This window comes from Furfurilactobacillus siliginis, from assembly GCF_001437435.1.
GTDB classification, from domain to species: Bacteria; Bacillota; Bacilli; order Lactobacillales; family Lactobacillaceae; genus Furfurilactobacillus; species Furfurilactobacillus siliginis.
Window position 1 is genome coordinate 1 of sequence record NZ_JQCB01000012.1, and the last position, 14,515, is coordinate 14,515.

A 14,515-nucleotide genomic window follows, 5' to 3' on the forward strand; every position below is an offset into this window, starting at 1 on the left:
TCAGGTTATGCTGACAAATTTGTCCAAAAATTCGGATTAAATTTGCAATCTACCATATCGACACATATGACGCAATTAATACTCTTTTTGCACACGTGTTAATCGATCCCGTCTCTTCAGACTGTCCGGTATTTTAAGTTGGATACAAAAAAGAGCCTGGCCTAAGCCAAGCTCTTTCGTGAATGTCGTCTAACTGACAACAACTAATAAATTAATCGTCGATTTCTGAAACAACACCGGCACCAACAGTGTGTCCACCTTCACGAACAGTGAACTTAGTACCCTTTTCAATGGCAGCTGGTTCGATCAGTTCAACAGTGAACGTTACGTTATCCCCAGGCATAACCATTTCAACGCCATCAGGCAATTCGATAACACCAGTGATATCAGTGGTGTGGAAGTAGAATTGTGGACGGTAGTTTGAGAAGAATGGTGTATGACGACCACCTTCGTCTTTAGTCATGATGTAGACTTCACCCTTGAACTTCTTGTGAGTCTGAACAGAACCAGGTGCAGCAAGGACTTGTCCACGAACAACTTGTTCACGGTCAACACCACGCAATAATGCACCAACGTTATCCCCAGCTTCACCTAAGTCAAGCGTCTTACGGAACATTTCCAAACCAGTAACGGTCGTCTTCAATACGTCTTCATGTAAACCAACGATTTCAACTTCGTCACCGACTTTGATAGTCCCACGGTCGATACGACCTGAAGCAACAGTACCACGACCAGTGATCGTAAATACGTCTTCAACAGGCATCAAGAAAGGTTTGTCCATGTCACGGTCTGGAGTTGGGATGTATTCATCAACAACGTCCATCAAGTGCATGATAACTTCTTCTTGTTCTTTGTCGCCTTCAAGAGCCTTCAAAGCTGAACCACGTAGAACTGGAACATCGTCACCAGGGAAATCGTATTCGGAAAGTAATTCCCGAACTTCCATTTCAACAAGGTCAACCAATTCGTCATCGTCAACTAAGTCAGTCTTGTTCAAGAACACAACGATGTAGTTAACACCAACTTGGCGAGCTAACAAAATGTGTTCACGAGTTTGTGGCATTGGGCCATCAGTAGCCGCAACAACCAAGATAGCACCGTCCATTTGAGCGGCACCAGTGATCATGTTCTTAACGTAATCCGCGTGTCCTGGCGCATCGATATGTGCGTAGTGACGCTTTTCCGTTTCGTATTCAACGTGGGCAGTGTTGATCGTAATTCCACGTTCACGTTCTTCAGGGGCAGCATCGATAGAAGCGTAATCTTGCTCCTTAGCCAAACCCTTTGATGCTAATACCTTAGTAATAGCAGCAGTTAAAGTAGTCTTCCCATGGTCAACGTGGCCAATAGTACCAATGTTAACGTGGGGCTTAGTTCTTTCATAATGTTCTTTAGCCAAAATGAAAACCTCCAGTGTGTGATAGAAGAATGCCAGGTCCGCCCTGACAAATCTTTATAAAATAGTATACTACATCCTCGGTTGAGAACAAAGTCAAAAGACTGACTTTTCCCTGTTTTCAGCCCAAGAATCCTTAAACATTATATATACTGCCAGTTTGTTTGTAAATACATAACCCATATTTTTTAACATCTAATGCTTTATAAGACATTATTGCTCGTCATTATTAGCCATTAGTTCGGCAGTTAATTGCTCTAACTTTTTTTGCCATTCCCGTGTGTCGCGATCAACATCACTTGCTGTGCCCCGATAAACGTCGAGCAAACGTGTCACCCACGCAGCCGGATCAGTCACGACCCGATCAAGAAATGGATAAGCTAACGTCAATTGCAACTGCAGCTCCTGGCTGATCAAGGTGTATGCCACAGGGTCCTCAGTGGCAACCCGTTGACGTAAGATCGCCTGCACCTTCTGATAAGTCGGCAATTTAGTCAATGGAACAAGTTCTTTCGGAACAATCTTATGGATCGCTTCATCTAACCACCTAAACGAAACCGTGGTCGACATTTCGACACGCTGTAGAACTTCTAAAATACTGACCATAAACAATGGGTGCAAATATGGATCTAATAGTAGAAACTGTGCCCCTCGTTCAAATTCAGCAAGCGGTAATTTCATTGCTGATTGGAACCGACGCTGCTGTTCAGCTGCTGGATAATCAGTCATGTGATAAAACTGCTTTTCAATTGTCGTTAAAGTTGTTTTCATCGACTGCCTTGCTTCTGCTTCGGCACCAGCTATCATATCGCGAACAACTTGTTGTAACTTTGGATCGTCAATACTGGCCGTAATTTCATGCGCCAAGATAAATTCATGTACGCGTAATAATAAAGTCAGTAAAAAACGGCAATCAGTTGGCGTCGTTAAGTAGCTATCTAAAAATTCGTCAGCAAAGCTACGCGCACGTGCATATTCCTCGTGCATGTAGAGTGCTTCTACCAATAAATGATTCAGTTGCGCGGTTTGAATTTCACCATAAACCGTTTCTAACAAAGAGGCCGCCTGCGCGTAATCTTCGCTGTTAAAGGCTTGTTGTGCCTGAGCGACAATTTCACGTTGGCGACCATTCAATGCGTCTTGCGACATGTGTTTACTCCTGTTCAGTTGTGGGTGCATCACCCTTGGTCGTCTTCTTAGCACGGGCGTGATGCGCATGCTGATTAACTTCCATAATAACAGGCAAAATCACAGGGTGGCGTTTCGTTTGATCGAATAAGTACCGACCTAGTTGCTCACGAACATCCTGCTTTAAATGTCCCCAGTCAAATTCTTTATTATCTAAGTTGTTTTGCACGGCCTTAGTCACCAGCTCACTAGCTTCATGCATTAAATCACGACTTGCCTTCACGTACACAAACCCTCGTGACGTAATCTTAGGCTGCGCAATAATCCGCTTTTTCTTACGGTCAATGGTGACGACAGCAATGAAAATACCATCTTCAGACAAGATTTTCCGATCGCGTAACACGATATTACCGATATCACCGACACCAATACCATCAATCATGGTGTTACCAACTTCGATACTGTCAGCCAAATGCATCGGCGTTGACCCATCATAGATCAAAGAATCGCCACGTTGCGTCAAGAAAATGTGGTCAGCAGCCATGCCTGTTTCTTCAGCTAACTTGGCATGACGATTCATGACCCGATATTCACCTTGAATCGGAATCAAGTAATCTGGGTGCATAAAGTTAATCATTAGTTGCAAGTCAGCAGGTGCTCCGTGTCCTGAGGAACGTAAGCTGTCTGCAATGGCTTCTACATGAGCTCCTGTCCGGAAGATCAGGTTTCGCGTCTTCGCAACCGTTGTTTCCATCGCATGAGAAGGCGTGGTCGTAATCAATACCAAGTCGCCTTCTGTAATTTTGACAAGCTTATCTTCGCCTGTCGCCATACGTTGCAACACCTTAATTGGTTCACCCATCCGACCAGTGGCCAAGATGACTGTCTGTTCAGGTGACAATTGTTTCATATCTTTAGGCGATACCAGCAAATCCTCATCAGGTACCTCTAACTTGTTCAAACGCATTGCTGTCCGCACGATTTTTTCCAAATCTTGCCCCATCAACACGACTTTACGTTCCGTTGCCGCTGCAGCGTTAAAAATCTGCTGCAACCGTAGAATGTTCGACGCAACACTGGCAACCACGATTCGCCCTTCATGCGCAGCAAATTGATCGGCAATAAAGTTACCAATCTGGTTTTCAGTTGCGGGTGTCCCATATTGTTCAGCACCTGCTGAATCACTCAAAAGTGCCAAGACGCCACTTTTACCAATTTCACCCAGACGCGCCAGGTCAGTTTGGTAAGAAGCTGCCGCCGTTTGATCAAATTTAAAGTCACCTGTGTAAACAACGTTCCCAAGGGGTGTCTTAACAGAAACACCTAATGATTCAGGAATACTGTGAGTCGTTTTGAAGAATGAAACAGTTTCGTCGCCAAAATCAATTTCTGTATTGGCATCCACCACATGGAAATCCGTGAATTTCTTTGCTTGGGGGTCGCTTTCAACATTCAACTTTGCAAGTTCAATCGTTAATTCAGACCCAAAAACTGGCACATCAAATTCACTGACAAAGTATGGGAGTGCCCCAATTGCGTCAGCATGCCCATGTGTTAAGAACACACCGACGATCTGACTGGCATGTTCACGTAAATAAGCCCAATCAGGAATCACAACATCGATTCCTAACAATTCGTTTTCAGGGTATTTTAAACCACAATCTAAAATGAAGATGTCTTCATTCACTTCTAGTGCATACATATTCTTTCCGTTTTCGCGAACGCCACCAAACGGAATAATTCTTACTTGATTACTCAAAAAAATTCACCTCATCATATAATGAAACGTGTCGTAATGATTCAAGTGTTTCTAACGGTTTGTCTATAGGTCATTACTGACGTACGCAAACAGCCTGACATCGCCATAACGGTTGGATGTCACTAACGAAGCGGCAACTCCACGAAACTAAATCGTGACACGAATTTTGTTCAGGACAATTAATTAGTGTTAGCTTAGCATATTCAGCTTTAAAAACCAACGTTCGCCCCGCTTCACACCACTAGCTCAAAAAAATGGGCAACAAAAAAAGAGCTGCCAGTTAAGACAACTCTTTCCACACACTGCGGTCGATCGTCGATTACCGACGCAGACCTAACTTTTGGATCAACGTACGGTAACGTTCAATATCCTTGTTACGCAGGTAACGCAATAAGTTACGACGGTGACCAATCTTCTTCAACAAACCACGTTGTGAGTGGTAGTCGTGAGTATGAACTTGCAAATGCGCGTTCAATTGGTTGATGTCCGCCGTCAAAACTGCGATTTGGACTTCAGCAGAACCAGTGTCGCCTTCGTGCTGCGCGTAGTCTGCCATAATTTGAGTCTTTTCTGCTTGTGTAATAGCCATGGATAGTATCCACCTTTCAATTTTTGTCACCACATACCGGGTGCGCGCCAAGTGGTGGCGACACACTAAGTAAGGGTCGTGCTTTTGCACTTCAATTAGTTTAGTCATTTCCACCAGCGATTGCAAGTAAATTCCCATGCTCGCTTCTAGTCAAGTAGATTTGCTTGACGCTAGACGCATTTCTTTATTGCATTGCGGCAATGCCTCTTGTATAATGATGACTGTTGAAATTTGTTTGACGTGGGTCAAACGCTCCGGAGGTGAAAATTATGCCAGTTACAAAATCAGCCATTGCACGTGTGAAGACTAACGAAATCGCCGAATCACGTCGTACCGCTCAATTGAGCGCAGAACGGACTGCAGTTAAAAAGTTTGAAAAAGCTGTAACTGCTGGTGCCGACAACGTCGAAGACTTATACCGTTCCGCGAGTGCTGCAATTGACCACGCCTACTCAAAAGGTTTGATCAAGAAAAACAAGGCTTCACGTGACAAGTCACGTTTAGCAGCTCGCCTAGCTAAGTAAATCTTTGTAACGTCATCGCTTGTCGATGACGTTTTTCTTTTGCTATTTTTTAATACAACGTAATCTAAAAGGCCTCGCAGATAAAAAAACTTTGTCTGCGAGGCCTTTTGCGTTTACAAATTCGAATTATAAAAATGTTTGCTAAAAATTGAATCATCGTACAGGCTTATCAACTTCTGTGCCGCTCTCTTTATGCCGCTTGATTCGTAAACTGCAACATAAACAAATTGAACAGTAATTCTGGGTCCTGCTGTGTTTGTTTCAACTGCGCCTCAATATTGATTAAACCTAAAAAGGCACGGCTTAAATCTTGTTGTGAAAATTGGCGCACACTTTGTAGTGCAAGCTTCACGCGGTATGGATGGACGTGTAACTGGCCTGCTAAGGTTCCTTGGCTAAGGCCACGAGTTGCCAGAATTTTCACTTGCAACAGTAAGCGGAATTGACTTACCAGCACAGCATTAATTCGCAACGGTTCTTCTCCTAAAACTAATAAATCATGGTACAACGTGACGGCTTGTTTGACATTGCGTTTCAAAACAGCGGTCACTAAATCAAACACATTGTCTGCCAACGACTGTGGCACTAAACCATTAATCGCATCTTGACCAATAATTTTATCAGCGACTGCAAACAGTTCCAGCTTACCGAGGTTTGCCATCATCAAGGATAAGTCAGCGTTCGTGCGCCGAACCAATAAATCCATACCGCCTGCGGCAAACTGATAACCATCTGCCTGTGCTTGACTTTCAACATACTGACGAGCATCTCGTTCAGCTAGTGGTGCGACCGAAACGTTCACTGCATCCTTTTTCAGAAGCTTAGCGATCTTTTTGCGTCCATCTAATTTTTCATAAGGTGCCAAAATAACAAAGATCGTTGTTGGCTCAGGGTGTTGTACATAATTCAATAATGCATCTAAATCATGATCAACTTTATTTTTATTTGTTTCACCGGTGAGAAAAAACGGTTTGTCCAAAATGACGAGCCGATGATCACCAAAAAACGGAATCGACATGGCATCATCTAGCGCAACGGCAACTGGTGTCTGCTCCATGTCATAGCTACCGACATTCATAGCAGCCTGTTCAGCTGGAATCACTTGCTTAAATGCACGCCGAACTTGTTCTAATAGATAATTTTCTGTGCCCATAATTAAATAAAGTGGTTGCACCTGCTGCGTCTTCAACTGTTGCATCAATGTTGTTACATCCATGACTGTGTTCCTCCACCTTAAATTGCTAGGTTTTATTATACCAGTTTACGGCAGCGGTTCCCTGCTTGGTTTCGGTGAACCAGCTTGTGGCGTCCGTATCGGCAGCATCGTATGCCAATGACTGTTTCCCCACGGATAGTATTCATAGCTAATCATGCCAACATCAGCGGTGTTTAACGACGGTATGTGCTGCTCTTGCAACGTATCCAACACGCTTTGTTTAGGATGCCCGTAATGGTTGGCCAACCCTGCGGAGATAACACTTAACTGCGGGTGCACCTGTTTGATGAATTCTGATGAACTAGCGGTATCACTACCATGATGCCCAAGTTTTAACACATCCACTGTCAGACTCGGAAATTGTTGCATGATTGCCCGTTCACCAGCTTGATCCAAATCACCCATAAACAAAAATTTACAACCATTGCGCTCCGCACCTAAAACGACTGAATCGCTGTTACCACCAGGGCCAGGTGTAAATGGATGATAAATCGTAAACGGAAAATTTGGCACTGGTCGACCAGCTTGCAATTCGATTACCTGCGTTTGTTTCAGATATGGTGCTATTTTCGTTTGAAAGCCGCGCGATTGTCGCATCCCCGCCGGAATAGTTAAACGCCTCACCGTCATTAGCTGTAAAAGTTTGCCCACATCGCCAATGTGATCGGCATCCTGATGGCTGCAGTTAACGTCGTCCAGCGTCGTTATACCGCGACTATGTAAATAATTCACCGTAATGGTCACAACGCGTGCCGGAGGTTCGGTGCCCTTTGTCCAAGCTGGTCGGGCAAAGCCAACGCGTCCACCGGTATCGATAAGCGAGACATGTCGATTAAACGGATCACGTAATAAAATACTGTCCCCTTGCCCAATATCAATGAATGAGACTTCCCCATCTAACGGAAAGTGTAGCAGTAAAAATGCACTGCCATAGCAAAGTGTCAGCAACATGAACCAATGCAGTCGTCGTTTTCGCTCATCAATCAGAAGCAACGTCACGATTAACAAAATGACCGTTAATCCCAATGGGAGTTTCCCAACCGTAATCAAGCCGGGCAGCTGTCCAAACCAGGTAATCAATTGACTGAACCCATGTAATAACATATCTGCCATGTTAGTCAGGCCGGGCAGCCATGCACTCGTTACCGTCGCTAATATAACGAGGGGGAAAATGACCCAGCCAAAAAGCGGAATAATTAATAAATTAATGGGCGTACTCAATAAATGGATCTGATAAACGGCATGTAAAATGACTGGTAATCCCACTAAGTTCATCAGCCATGTCTGCCACCACGCGGTTTCTACACTTACAACTAACAACGTAAATGCTAATAAATAACTTAATTGTCCACCAAGACTTAATAAGACGCCTGGCTGCAAGAAAAGCCCACCAATAAGTGACCACGACCAAGCGTCTTGTCCACTCAATTGATGCCGACCACCGCTAATCAACGGCTGTAACAACCCTAATTCACCAATCAGCACAGCACGCACCAACGTTGCCGAGCCACCAGCAATAAGTGCATAAGCAGGCAGCAGACAGGCTAAGAGCACATAGCTGGTCTCCCTAGTCAATCCGCATCTTGCCAGTAGAAAACGACACAACCCCACTAGATAAACGATATGCATACCGGAAATACTGAATAAATGTAACAACCCAAGTTGCTGTAAACCCGGATTATGTTCATAAAAGGTCGCGTCACTAGCGCCCAACAATAAATTGGTCGCATACTCACTCAACGTCGGCGGCAGTGCCGCAAAACGTAACAGTAACGTCTTCCGTAATTCATGTATCCTGTCAATCGGCAATTGCCACCAACGACTTTTACTAGGAATTACCTGCCACTGTGTCATTTCCAGTTGCCCATGGCGTTTTAATAAACGTGCCTGTTTATGTTGATCGAATTGATTCTTATTTCGTGCTGTTGACATTAGTGTGTTCGTGCCTTGCACCAACCATCGTGTCACCTGGCGAATGCCATTAATATGGCGCGCTTCGGTGGCACTTTTTAGCCTTCCAAAAGCACGAATATGTTGCCGCTCATTAGTCGTTCCAGTAACCATTAGCTGGTTGCCAGAAACCTGGATGTCATCCGGATAAACACGCAACTGCACTGCTCGCGGCTGAACTTCGTGCCAACTCAGCCGATCAAATTGACTGTTTTGCCAAAGAAACCAGCTACCGCTCAAGAAAACCACAACCAGCAAGCTAATGGGCGCAATCACACCACCAAGGCGGCTTACGCGAATCAGCAAATAAATAAGTCCTGCAGCACACCACCATTGCTGACCAATCACCAAACCGCTCATAAAGGCGCATCCGAGTGCCCAAAAGATTACAGGCGGTAGGCGCCCGTTCACAACTGTGTCGAATCGGCTTGTGGATTCAAGAAATCAGCAATTCGAAATTCCGTTAATGCATCTACTGGCACGTCAACTTGCGTCACTTTAATGTGCTTTAGCTCCACCAGATGCATGGCATATGGATCATTGTGATAATTGCGTAAATAATTAATTTTAGTGATGCCAGCCTGCAGTAGCATTTTTGTACATTGAAGACATGGAAAATCTGTTACATAGATTTCAGCACCATCTGTACCAATACCAAACTTCGCACATTGTAAAACGGCATTCATCTCGGCGTGAATCGTCCGTAAACAATGACCATCGACCAAGTAATCACCCACTTCAGTACAATGGTCATCCCCGGCAACAGATCCGTTATACCCACCGGCGATCACCCGCTTATCGCGCACTAAAACAGCCCCCACAGATAGCCGTTGACACGTGCTACGACTAGCCAATAAGACAGCTTGCATCATAAAATATTGATCCCAAGGCACTCGTTTTGTCATATGTTGATCCTCCACTTCATCGTTGATAAAAGCATATGTTTTCTACACAGCTAAGACAAGCTTAAATGTGGGACAAGTTGTTGCACCGTCTTATCCCCAAAACCAGGTACCTGCTTTAACTCATCCACCTGTTTAAAGCCGCCGTGACTCGTTCGATAATCAATAATCTTTTGCGCCTTCTTGTCACCAACACCCGTTAATTTTGTTAGCTGTTCCTTTGTGGCGGTATTAAGATTAACTGTCGCGCCAGCATCCGCCCCACCGCTTTCACTGCCCGCAACAGTACTAGTCTCAGTTTGCCCCGCCGTGGTCATCGAATCAGGAACCTTTTCACCAACCATCGGCACATAAACAACCATTTGATCTGTCAGCTTTTTCGCCTGGTTTAATTGTTGTCCATCTGCGTCTGCACGCAAACCACCTGCCCGTTTGACGGCAGCTAATACCCGCGCATCACCAGCAAATTGATACACTCCTGCATGATTGACCGCACCCTTTACCTCAACCATGATTTTAGTATCGTGTTTGACATTCGTCGCCATTGCTGAGGTTGTGCGACTACTCATTGACGCAGCACTCGTCGCAGAAAACTGCGGCATCGTCTGCGCGGTCGTACCCTTACTATCTGGCACATGCATGAACAGCCAGCCGCCAGCAACCGCAGCAAGTAAAATCGTTGCTAAACCACCACACAACCACCAACGATATCGTTCCCACACAGCCTTAATTTCAACCCACCAATCCATTTTTCAGTCCTCCCTCTATACCTTTACATACGCAAACAACCCGCGATAATTTTTACAAGGGACAGAAAAGAAGTGACAACTGTTTCAATGCGCAAACCAAAATGAGCCGGCAGACAAAAGTAATTTTGTCTGCCAGCTCATTTTGGTTTGCGCTAATTTTAAAAAATTCTAGTGATGCGTTTTTAAATAGTGGACCGCATCCTTAAACGAACTAACCGGTACGACCTTCATCTTCGGCGCATACTTCTTCGCCGACGCTTTTGCCTGTTGATAATTCGTCATATGATTTTCTTCATACTTGAGCAATTCTTTCGAAGGCTTCACGTACGGTGCAAAGAAAATTTTAGCACCAGCTTTGTTAGCGGCCACAACTTTTTTATCAATCCCACCAATTTCGCCAACGTTACCGTCAGCATCAATAGTCCCAGTGCCAGCAATCTTTTGACCATGACGTAAGTTCTCATTAGTCAGTTGTTGATAAATTTGCAGACTGAACATCAAGCCACCTGAGGGACCACCAATTTCGCCTGGATCAACCTTAACTGGAATCTGGGTCGTAACCTTCACATTATTAGTCAACGTGATTCCGATACCTGAACGTCCATCTGGCAAACGAAGGAGCTGTTGTTTCGCAGTTTTGGTTTCCCCATCATGGGTATACGTGACCGCAACTTTGTCTGTCAGCTTTCGTTTAGCCAACGCCTTTTGATAACCAAGCGCTGAGTCGTAGTGCTTACCGTCAATTTTTGTCACTGTGTCACCGACGTGAATTTGCCCACGAAAATGTGATTTATTCGCAACGTCTAACACATAGATGCCAAGATATTCCTTCGTATACGCTGCACCAGCGGTATGGTAAGCCGTAGCAATGGCTTCGTTGATGGCACTTTGCATATAGAAGTTTTGAACCTTGTTATAAGTTGCACCACTTTGACCACCAGTGACATCCTGCTCGCTATCAATACTTGCATGCGGATCGGCGTGTGCAAGCGCCCACGTTAATGGCGTCGCCCGTTGCAGATAAACAGAGGTGATCATAAAGTCACCGCCCCGTTTATCAGGTCGCGTTGGCATCGTTACGAAATCACGCAAATTATCAGCGGTTCCAGGCGTTTCAATATAGGAATTTAACGGCCAAAATCGCAATCCAAGTAATACTACGATGGCCGTAATCCCGCCGGCCCACCAACGCCTTTTCTTCATTAAGTTGCCTCGTTTACTCGTTTTTCTCAGCCATTTTAGTTTGTAACTGTGCCAAAATCTCCGATGGTACAAAAGGTGCGACATCGCCATCAAAATGGGCGATTTCCTTTAAAATACTCGATGAAATCTGCGCATTTTCCGGTCTAGCCAGCAGAAATACAGACTCAACATCGGTCGCCAACGTATGATTCATATTGGCGATATCACGTTCAAATTCAAAATCCTGTGCATTACGCAATCCGCGAATAATGAATTGAGCATGCACCTGATGCATGAAATCAACGGTTAATCCAGATATTGCTTGCACAGTCACGTTGGGCAATTTCGTAACAACTCCTTGAATCATGGTTAATTTTTCATCTAACGTAAACAACGGCTTTTTCCCGGTATTCGTCGCCACTGCCACAATCACTTGATCAAACATTGCACTGGCACGCTCAATAATATCTAAATGACCATTTGTGAGTGGATCAAAACTACCTGGAAACACTGCAATCCGCGTTGTCATGTGCTGTCCTCCTACTGATTGTTGTACTGGTACACCATCACATCGGTAATGCCGTAGTCTTTATGATGAGTCTGTGTAAAGTTACCAAACTGCTCTGGTAACTGTGCGTCCTGATCCGTTTCTGCAATAATGGTTGCGCCATTCAATAACATGTCGTTGTCAGCCATAAACTGGAGGTTTGCCATGATCTTCTGCTTTGCATACGGTGGATCTAACAGGATTAATGTAAACTGCATGTGTTCGGCCGCTAACCGCTTCAAAACACCATCGGCCTCACCTTTGATAACTTGAAACTGCTCTGGTGCCTTTGTCACTGCGATATTAGCCTTAATTGTTTTAATCGCTGCGTATTGATGATCGACTAAAACAGCATGCTCAATTCCCCGAGAGACAGCTTCAATCGCTAAACCACCAGATCCGGCAAATAGATCTAGCGCCTGGCCACCATTAAAGTACGGTCCAATCATGCTAAACATGGCTTCCTTAACTTTATCAGTCGTCGGACGCGTCAATGTGCCTGGAACAGCACCTAGTGGTCGTCCCCCAAAATCACCTGCTACGATCCGCATCAGTCATCATCCTCCACCGTCGATTTTGATACAGCATCTGCTGCACCATCATCTTGCGTATGTGTGACAAAATTCGCGTTAACGCCATGCCCTACATAAGGGTCGACATCTGGCCGAGCACTATCAACGACACGCCGCACAAATGGTAATTTATTCAGTGCTTGGCGATTGGTAGCAACATCTTCTTCGTTCATATAAATCACAACATAATGTAGCTTTTTAGAAACGTAGTCCACTTCACCGAAGCGTCTTAACTGCCGTACTTGACGCAAATTTCGCACATAAACATGCAGTGCTCGCCGGGGTGCGACCGTTAAGGGCAGCGTTTCATGATCGACAAATGCCTTAGTAACATCTTTTTTTACAACTGGTGTACGCGGCGCAGCGGGCTTTTTCACTGTACTGGTAACAGCCTTTGGCTTCGTAGACGCTGCCTGTACTGCAGTTTTGGCTGCAACAGGCGTCTTCGCTGTCGTTTGTGCTTCAGGCGTCGTTGTCTTCTTCGGACGCCTACGAGGCCGACGATGCCGCTGGTTTGTTGCTTTTTTTTCATTACCGTCGTTAGTCGTTTGAGTCACCTTAGCGACGGGCTTTTGTACATTTTCCGACGGTTGGTTATTTTTACGTTGCGGCCGGCGCCGGCGTGGTCGCTGCTTGGTCGGCGTCGTTTTTGCTGTTGTTTCGTCACTCACAAAAAAACCTTCTTTCACAATACGTGCTTAGCTAGCTGCTAATTATGCAGTTCGGGCACGTTTTTCACGTGCTGAAACATTTAATAAGAGACCCATACACATGGATAAAACTAACATGGATGAACCACCATAACTGATGAATGGTAGTGTCACACCAGTAATTGGTAGCGCACCGACAACCCCACCAACGTTGAAGAGTGTTTGGACCGTCAGCAGCGTTGCAATTCCGTAACACATCAATGATTCATAGGCGGTTTCCGCTCTGTTTCCTAAACGGATCGCACGAAATGCGAGTGTACCAATCAGAAGCAAAATCCCCAAAACGGCAATTGCACCTAGTTCTTCACTGGTAACAGCCAAAATAAAATCGGTGTTTGGTTCTGGTAGGTACCCCATTTTTTGAATACTGTTTCCAAGACCAACACCGAACAAGCCACCGTTACTGATGGCGTAGTACGAATTGACCAGCTGTCGTCCCACGGTCTTAATCGTCCCGAATGGATCAACAAAGGCAACAAACCGCTGAATCTGATAAGATTTTCCAAAAAAGGAATGCGTTAAATCAACATGGGACAAGATACTGAGCATTCCAATATAGGCCACAAATAACCCAGTCAGAATCTCCATTGGCACATTATGCTTATTACCACTAGCCAGCGCCATTATTAGAATAATGCAAATATCAATTGCTGCACCACCTGTATCTGGCTGAATCAAGATGCACCCAACAAGCACTGCCAGTAGCGCTAATGCACCTCGCATCGTTCGCCAATAATGCGTTTCAATTGAAAATTGGTGTGAATCCATATAATGCGCCAAAAACAGCACAATATAGAGTTTCAAAAACTCTTCTGGTTGAATATTGACTGGACCAAGATTGATCCACCCTTTGGCACCGTTAACTCGCGCACCAAAGACCAAGACAAACAAAACTAGAAAGAGAATCCCACCTGTCGCAAACGTCACCACTCGCCAATTTCGTAAAATACTCAGGCGCATTCGAAAGAAAATAAACGCTAAGACTAATCCAACCACAACATATGCACTTTGCTTAATCAAATAAGCTGCCGCTGTGGTGCCGGTACTAGCCGCCACGTTGGTACTGGCAGAATACACCATGACAATACCAATGAAACTCAGCACGATGTATGGAATTAAGACATAGTAATCAACTAACTTTAACTTTTTCACGCCATTGTCCTCACAAAAAATTCTTTACACATTATATCATACGACAGCATGACAAAAGCCGTTAACCACGTCTGTCAGTCATAGTTGGCATGTAGATTTAACTTTTGAACGCCCCTATGCGTTCACCGCAACAAAAAAA

The 14,515-nt window shown here is 44.8% G+C and carries 14 protein-coding genes; 1 reads left to right on the forward strand and 13 read right to left on the reverse strand.

What is annotated here, in order from left to right:
• Nucleotides 1-211 precede the first annotated feature (211 nt).
• The 4 genes from tuf to rpsO form a co-directional block, all read right to left on the reverse strand.
• Complete coding sequence (gene tuf / locus IV55_RS07955) at nucleotides 212-1,399, reverse strand: elongation factor Tu (protein WP_057811084.1); 1,188 nt, start codon at nucleotides 1,397-1,399, stop codon at nucleotides 212-214.
• A 210-nt stretch (nucleotides 1,400-1,609) separates the two neighbouring features.
• Nucleotides 1,610-2,545: an outer membrane protein assembly factor BamD gene (locus IV55_RS07960; RefSeq protein ID WP_057811086.1), complete on the reverse strand. Its 936-nt coding sequence runs from the start codon at nucleotides 2,543-2,545 to the stop codon at nucleotides 1,610-1,612.
• Between the two features lie 4 nt (nucleotides 2,546-2,549).
• The gene (locus IV55_RS07965) at nucleotides 2,550-4,283 is read right to left on the reverse strand and encodes a ribonuclease J (protein WP_057811088.1); all 1,734 of its coding nucleotides are present in this window, start codon (nucleotides 4,281-4,283) and stop codon (nucleotides 2,550-2,552) included.
• A gap of 319 nt (nucleotides 4,284-4,602) precedes the next feature.
• Nucleotides 4,603-4,872 carry a 30S ribosomal protein S15 gene (rpsO, locus tag IV55_RS07970; RefSeq protein WP_057811090.1) on the reverse strand — a complete coding sequence of 90 codons (270 nt, stop codon included), beginning with the start codon at nucleotides 4,870-4,872 and terminating at the stop codon, nucleotides 4,603-4,605.
• A 269-nt stretch (nucleotides 4,873-5,141) separates the two neighbouring features.
• Between rpsO and rpsT the strand changes: the two genes are divergently transcribed.
• Nucleotides 5,142-5,396 carry a 30S ribosomal protein S20 gene (gene rpsT / locus IV55_RS07975; RefSeq protein WP_057811092.1) on the forward strand — a complete coding sequence of 85 codons (255 nt, stop codon included), beginning with the start codon at nucleotides 5,142-5,144 and terminating at the stop codon, nucleotides 5,394-5,396.
• A gap of 190 nt (nucleotides 5,397-5,586) precedes the next feature.
• Here the strand turns inward: rpsT and holA are convergent, their stop codons facing one another.
• From holA to IV55_RS08020, 9 genes are all read right to left on the reverse strand, one after another.
• A complete protein-coding gene (holA, locus tag IV55_RS07980) occupies nucleotides 5,587-6,612 on the reverse strand; it encodes a DNA polymerase III subunit delta (protein WP_057811094.1) in 1,026 nt (341 codons plus the stop codon).
• Nucleotides 6,613-6,657: 45 nt separating this feature from the next.
• On the reverse strand, nucleotides 6,658-8,922 hold the full coding sequence (locus tag IV55_RS07985; RefSeq protein WP_057811095.1) for a DNA internalization-related competence protein ComEC/Rec2: 2,265 nt from the start codon (nucleotides 8,920-8,922) through the stop codon (nucleotides 6,658-6,660).
• 47 nt (nucleotides 8,923-8,969) lie between these two features.
• Nucleotides 8,970-9,467, reverse strand: a complete 498-nt coding sequence (locus IV55_RS07990) for a ComE operon protein 2 (RefSeq protein WP_057811097.1) — start codon at nucleotides 9,465-9,467, stop codon at nucleotides 8,970-8,972.
• Between the two features lie 50 nt (nucleotides 9,468-9,517).
• Complete coding sequence (locus IV55_RS07995) at nucleotides 9,518-10,213, reverse strand: helix-hairpin-helix domain-containing protein (protein ID WP_057811100.1); 696 nt, start codon at nucleotides 10,211-10,213, stop codon at nucleotides 9,518-9,520.
• A 168-nt stretch (nucleotides 10,214-10,381) separates the two neighbouring features.
• On the reverse strand, nucleotides 10,382-11,416 hold the full coding sequence (locus IV55_RS08000; RefSeq protein ID WP_057811101.1) for a SepM family pheromone-processing serine protease: 1,035 nt from the start codon (nucleotides 11,414-11,416) through the stop codon (nucleotides 10,382-10,384).
• Between the two features lie 13 nt (nucleotides 11,417-11,429).
• Complete coding sequence (gene coaD / locus IV55_RS08005; protein ID WP_057811103.1) at nucleotides 11,430-11,924, reverse strand: pantetheine-phosphate adenylyltransferase; 495 nt, start codon at nucleotides 11,922-11,924, stop codon at nucleotides 11,430-11,432.
• Between the two features lie 11 nt (nucleotides 11,925-11,935).
• Entirely contained in the window at nucleotides 11,936-12,493 is a 558-nt protein-coding gene (gene rsmD, locus IV55_RS08010; RefSeq protein ID WP_057811105.1) for a 16S rRNA (guanine(966)-N(2))-methyltransferase RsmD, read from the reverse strand.
• Nucleotides 12,493-13,185: a YlbG family protein gene (locus tag IV55_RS10565; RefSeq protein ID WP_057811107.1), complete on the reverse strand. Its 693-nt coding sequence runs from the start codon at nucleotides 13,183-13,185 to the stop codon at nucleotides 12,493-12,495. Before IV55_RS10565 ends, rsmD begins: the two co-directional genes overlap by 1 nt.
• Nucleotides 13,186-13,227: 42 nt before the next feature.
• On the reverse strand, nucleotides 13,228-14,376 hold the full coding sequence (locus IV55_RS08020; RefSeq protein WP_057811108.1) for an FtsW/RodA/SpoVE family cell cycle protein: 1,149 nt from the start codon (nucleotides 14,374-14,376) through the stop codon (nucleotides 13,228-13,230).
• Nucleotides 14,377-14,515 lie beyond the last annotated feature (139 nt).

Bases quoted from the DNA above. Each gene is read 5' to 3' on its own strand.
- IV55_RS07960 (WP_057811086.1), bottom strand. From the start codon at position 2,545: ATGTCGCAAGACGCATTGAATGGTCGCCAACGTGAAATTGTCGCTCAG.
- rpsO (WP_057811090.1), bottom strand. From the start codon at position 4,872: ATGGCTATTACACAAGCAGAAAAGACTCAAATTATGGCAGACTACGCG.
- rpsT (WP_057811092.1), top strand. From the start codon at position 5,142: ATGCCAGTTACAAAATCAGCCATTGCACGTGTGAAGACTAACGAAATC.
- holA (WP_057811094.1), bottom strand. From the start codon at position 6,612: ATGGATGTAACAACATTGATGCAACAGTTGAAGACGCAGCAGGTGCAA.
- IV55_RS07985 (WP_057811095.1), bottom strand. From the start codon at position 8,922: ATGAGCGGTTTGGTGATTGGTCAGCAATGGTGGTGTGCTGCAGGACTT.
- IV55_RS07990 (WP_057811097.1), bottom strand. From the start codon at position 9,467: ATGACAAAACGAGTGCCTTGGGATCAATATTTTATGATGCAAGCTGTC.
- IV55_RS07995 (WP_057811100.1), bottom strand. From the start codon at position 10,213: ATGGATTGGTGGGTTGAAATTAAGGCTGTGTGGGAACGATATCGTTGG.
- IV55_RS08000 (WP_057811101.1), bottom strand. From the start codon at position 11,416: ATGAAGAAAAGGCGTTGGTGGGCCGGCGGGATTACGGCCATCGTAGTA.
- coaD (WP_057811103.1), bottom strand. From the start codon at position 11,924: ATGACAACGCGGATTGCAGTGTTTCCAGGTAGTTTTGATCCACTCACA.
- rsmD (WP_057811105.1), bottom strand. From the start codon at position 12,493: ATGCGGATCGTAGCAGGTGATTTTGGGGGACGACCACTAGGTGCTGTT.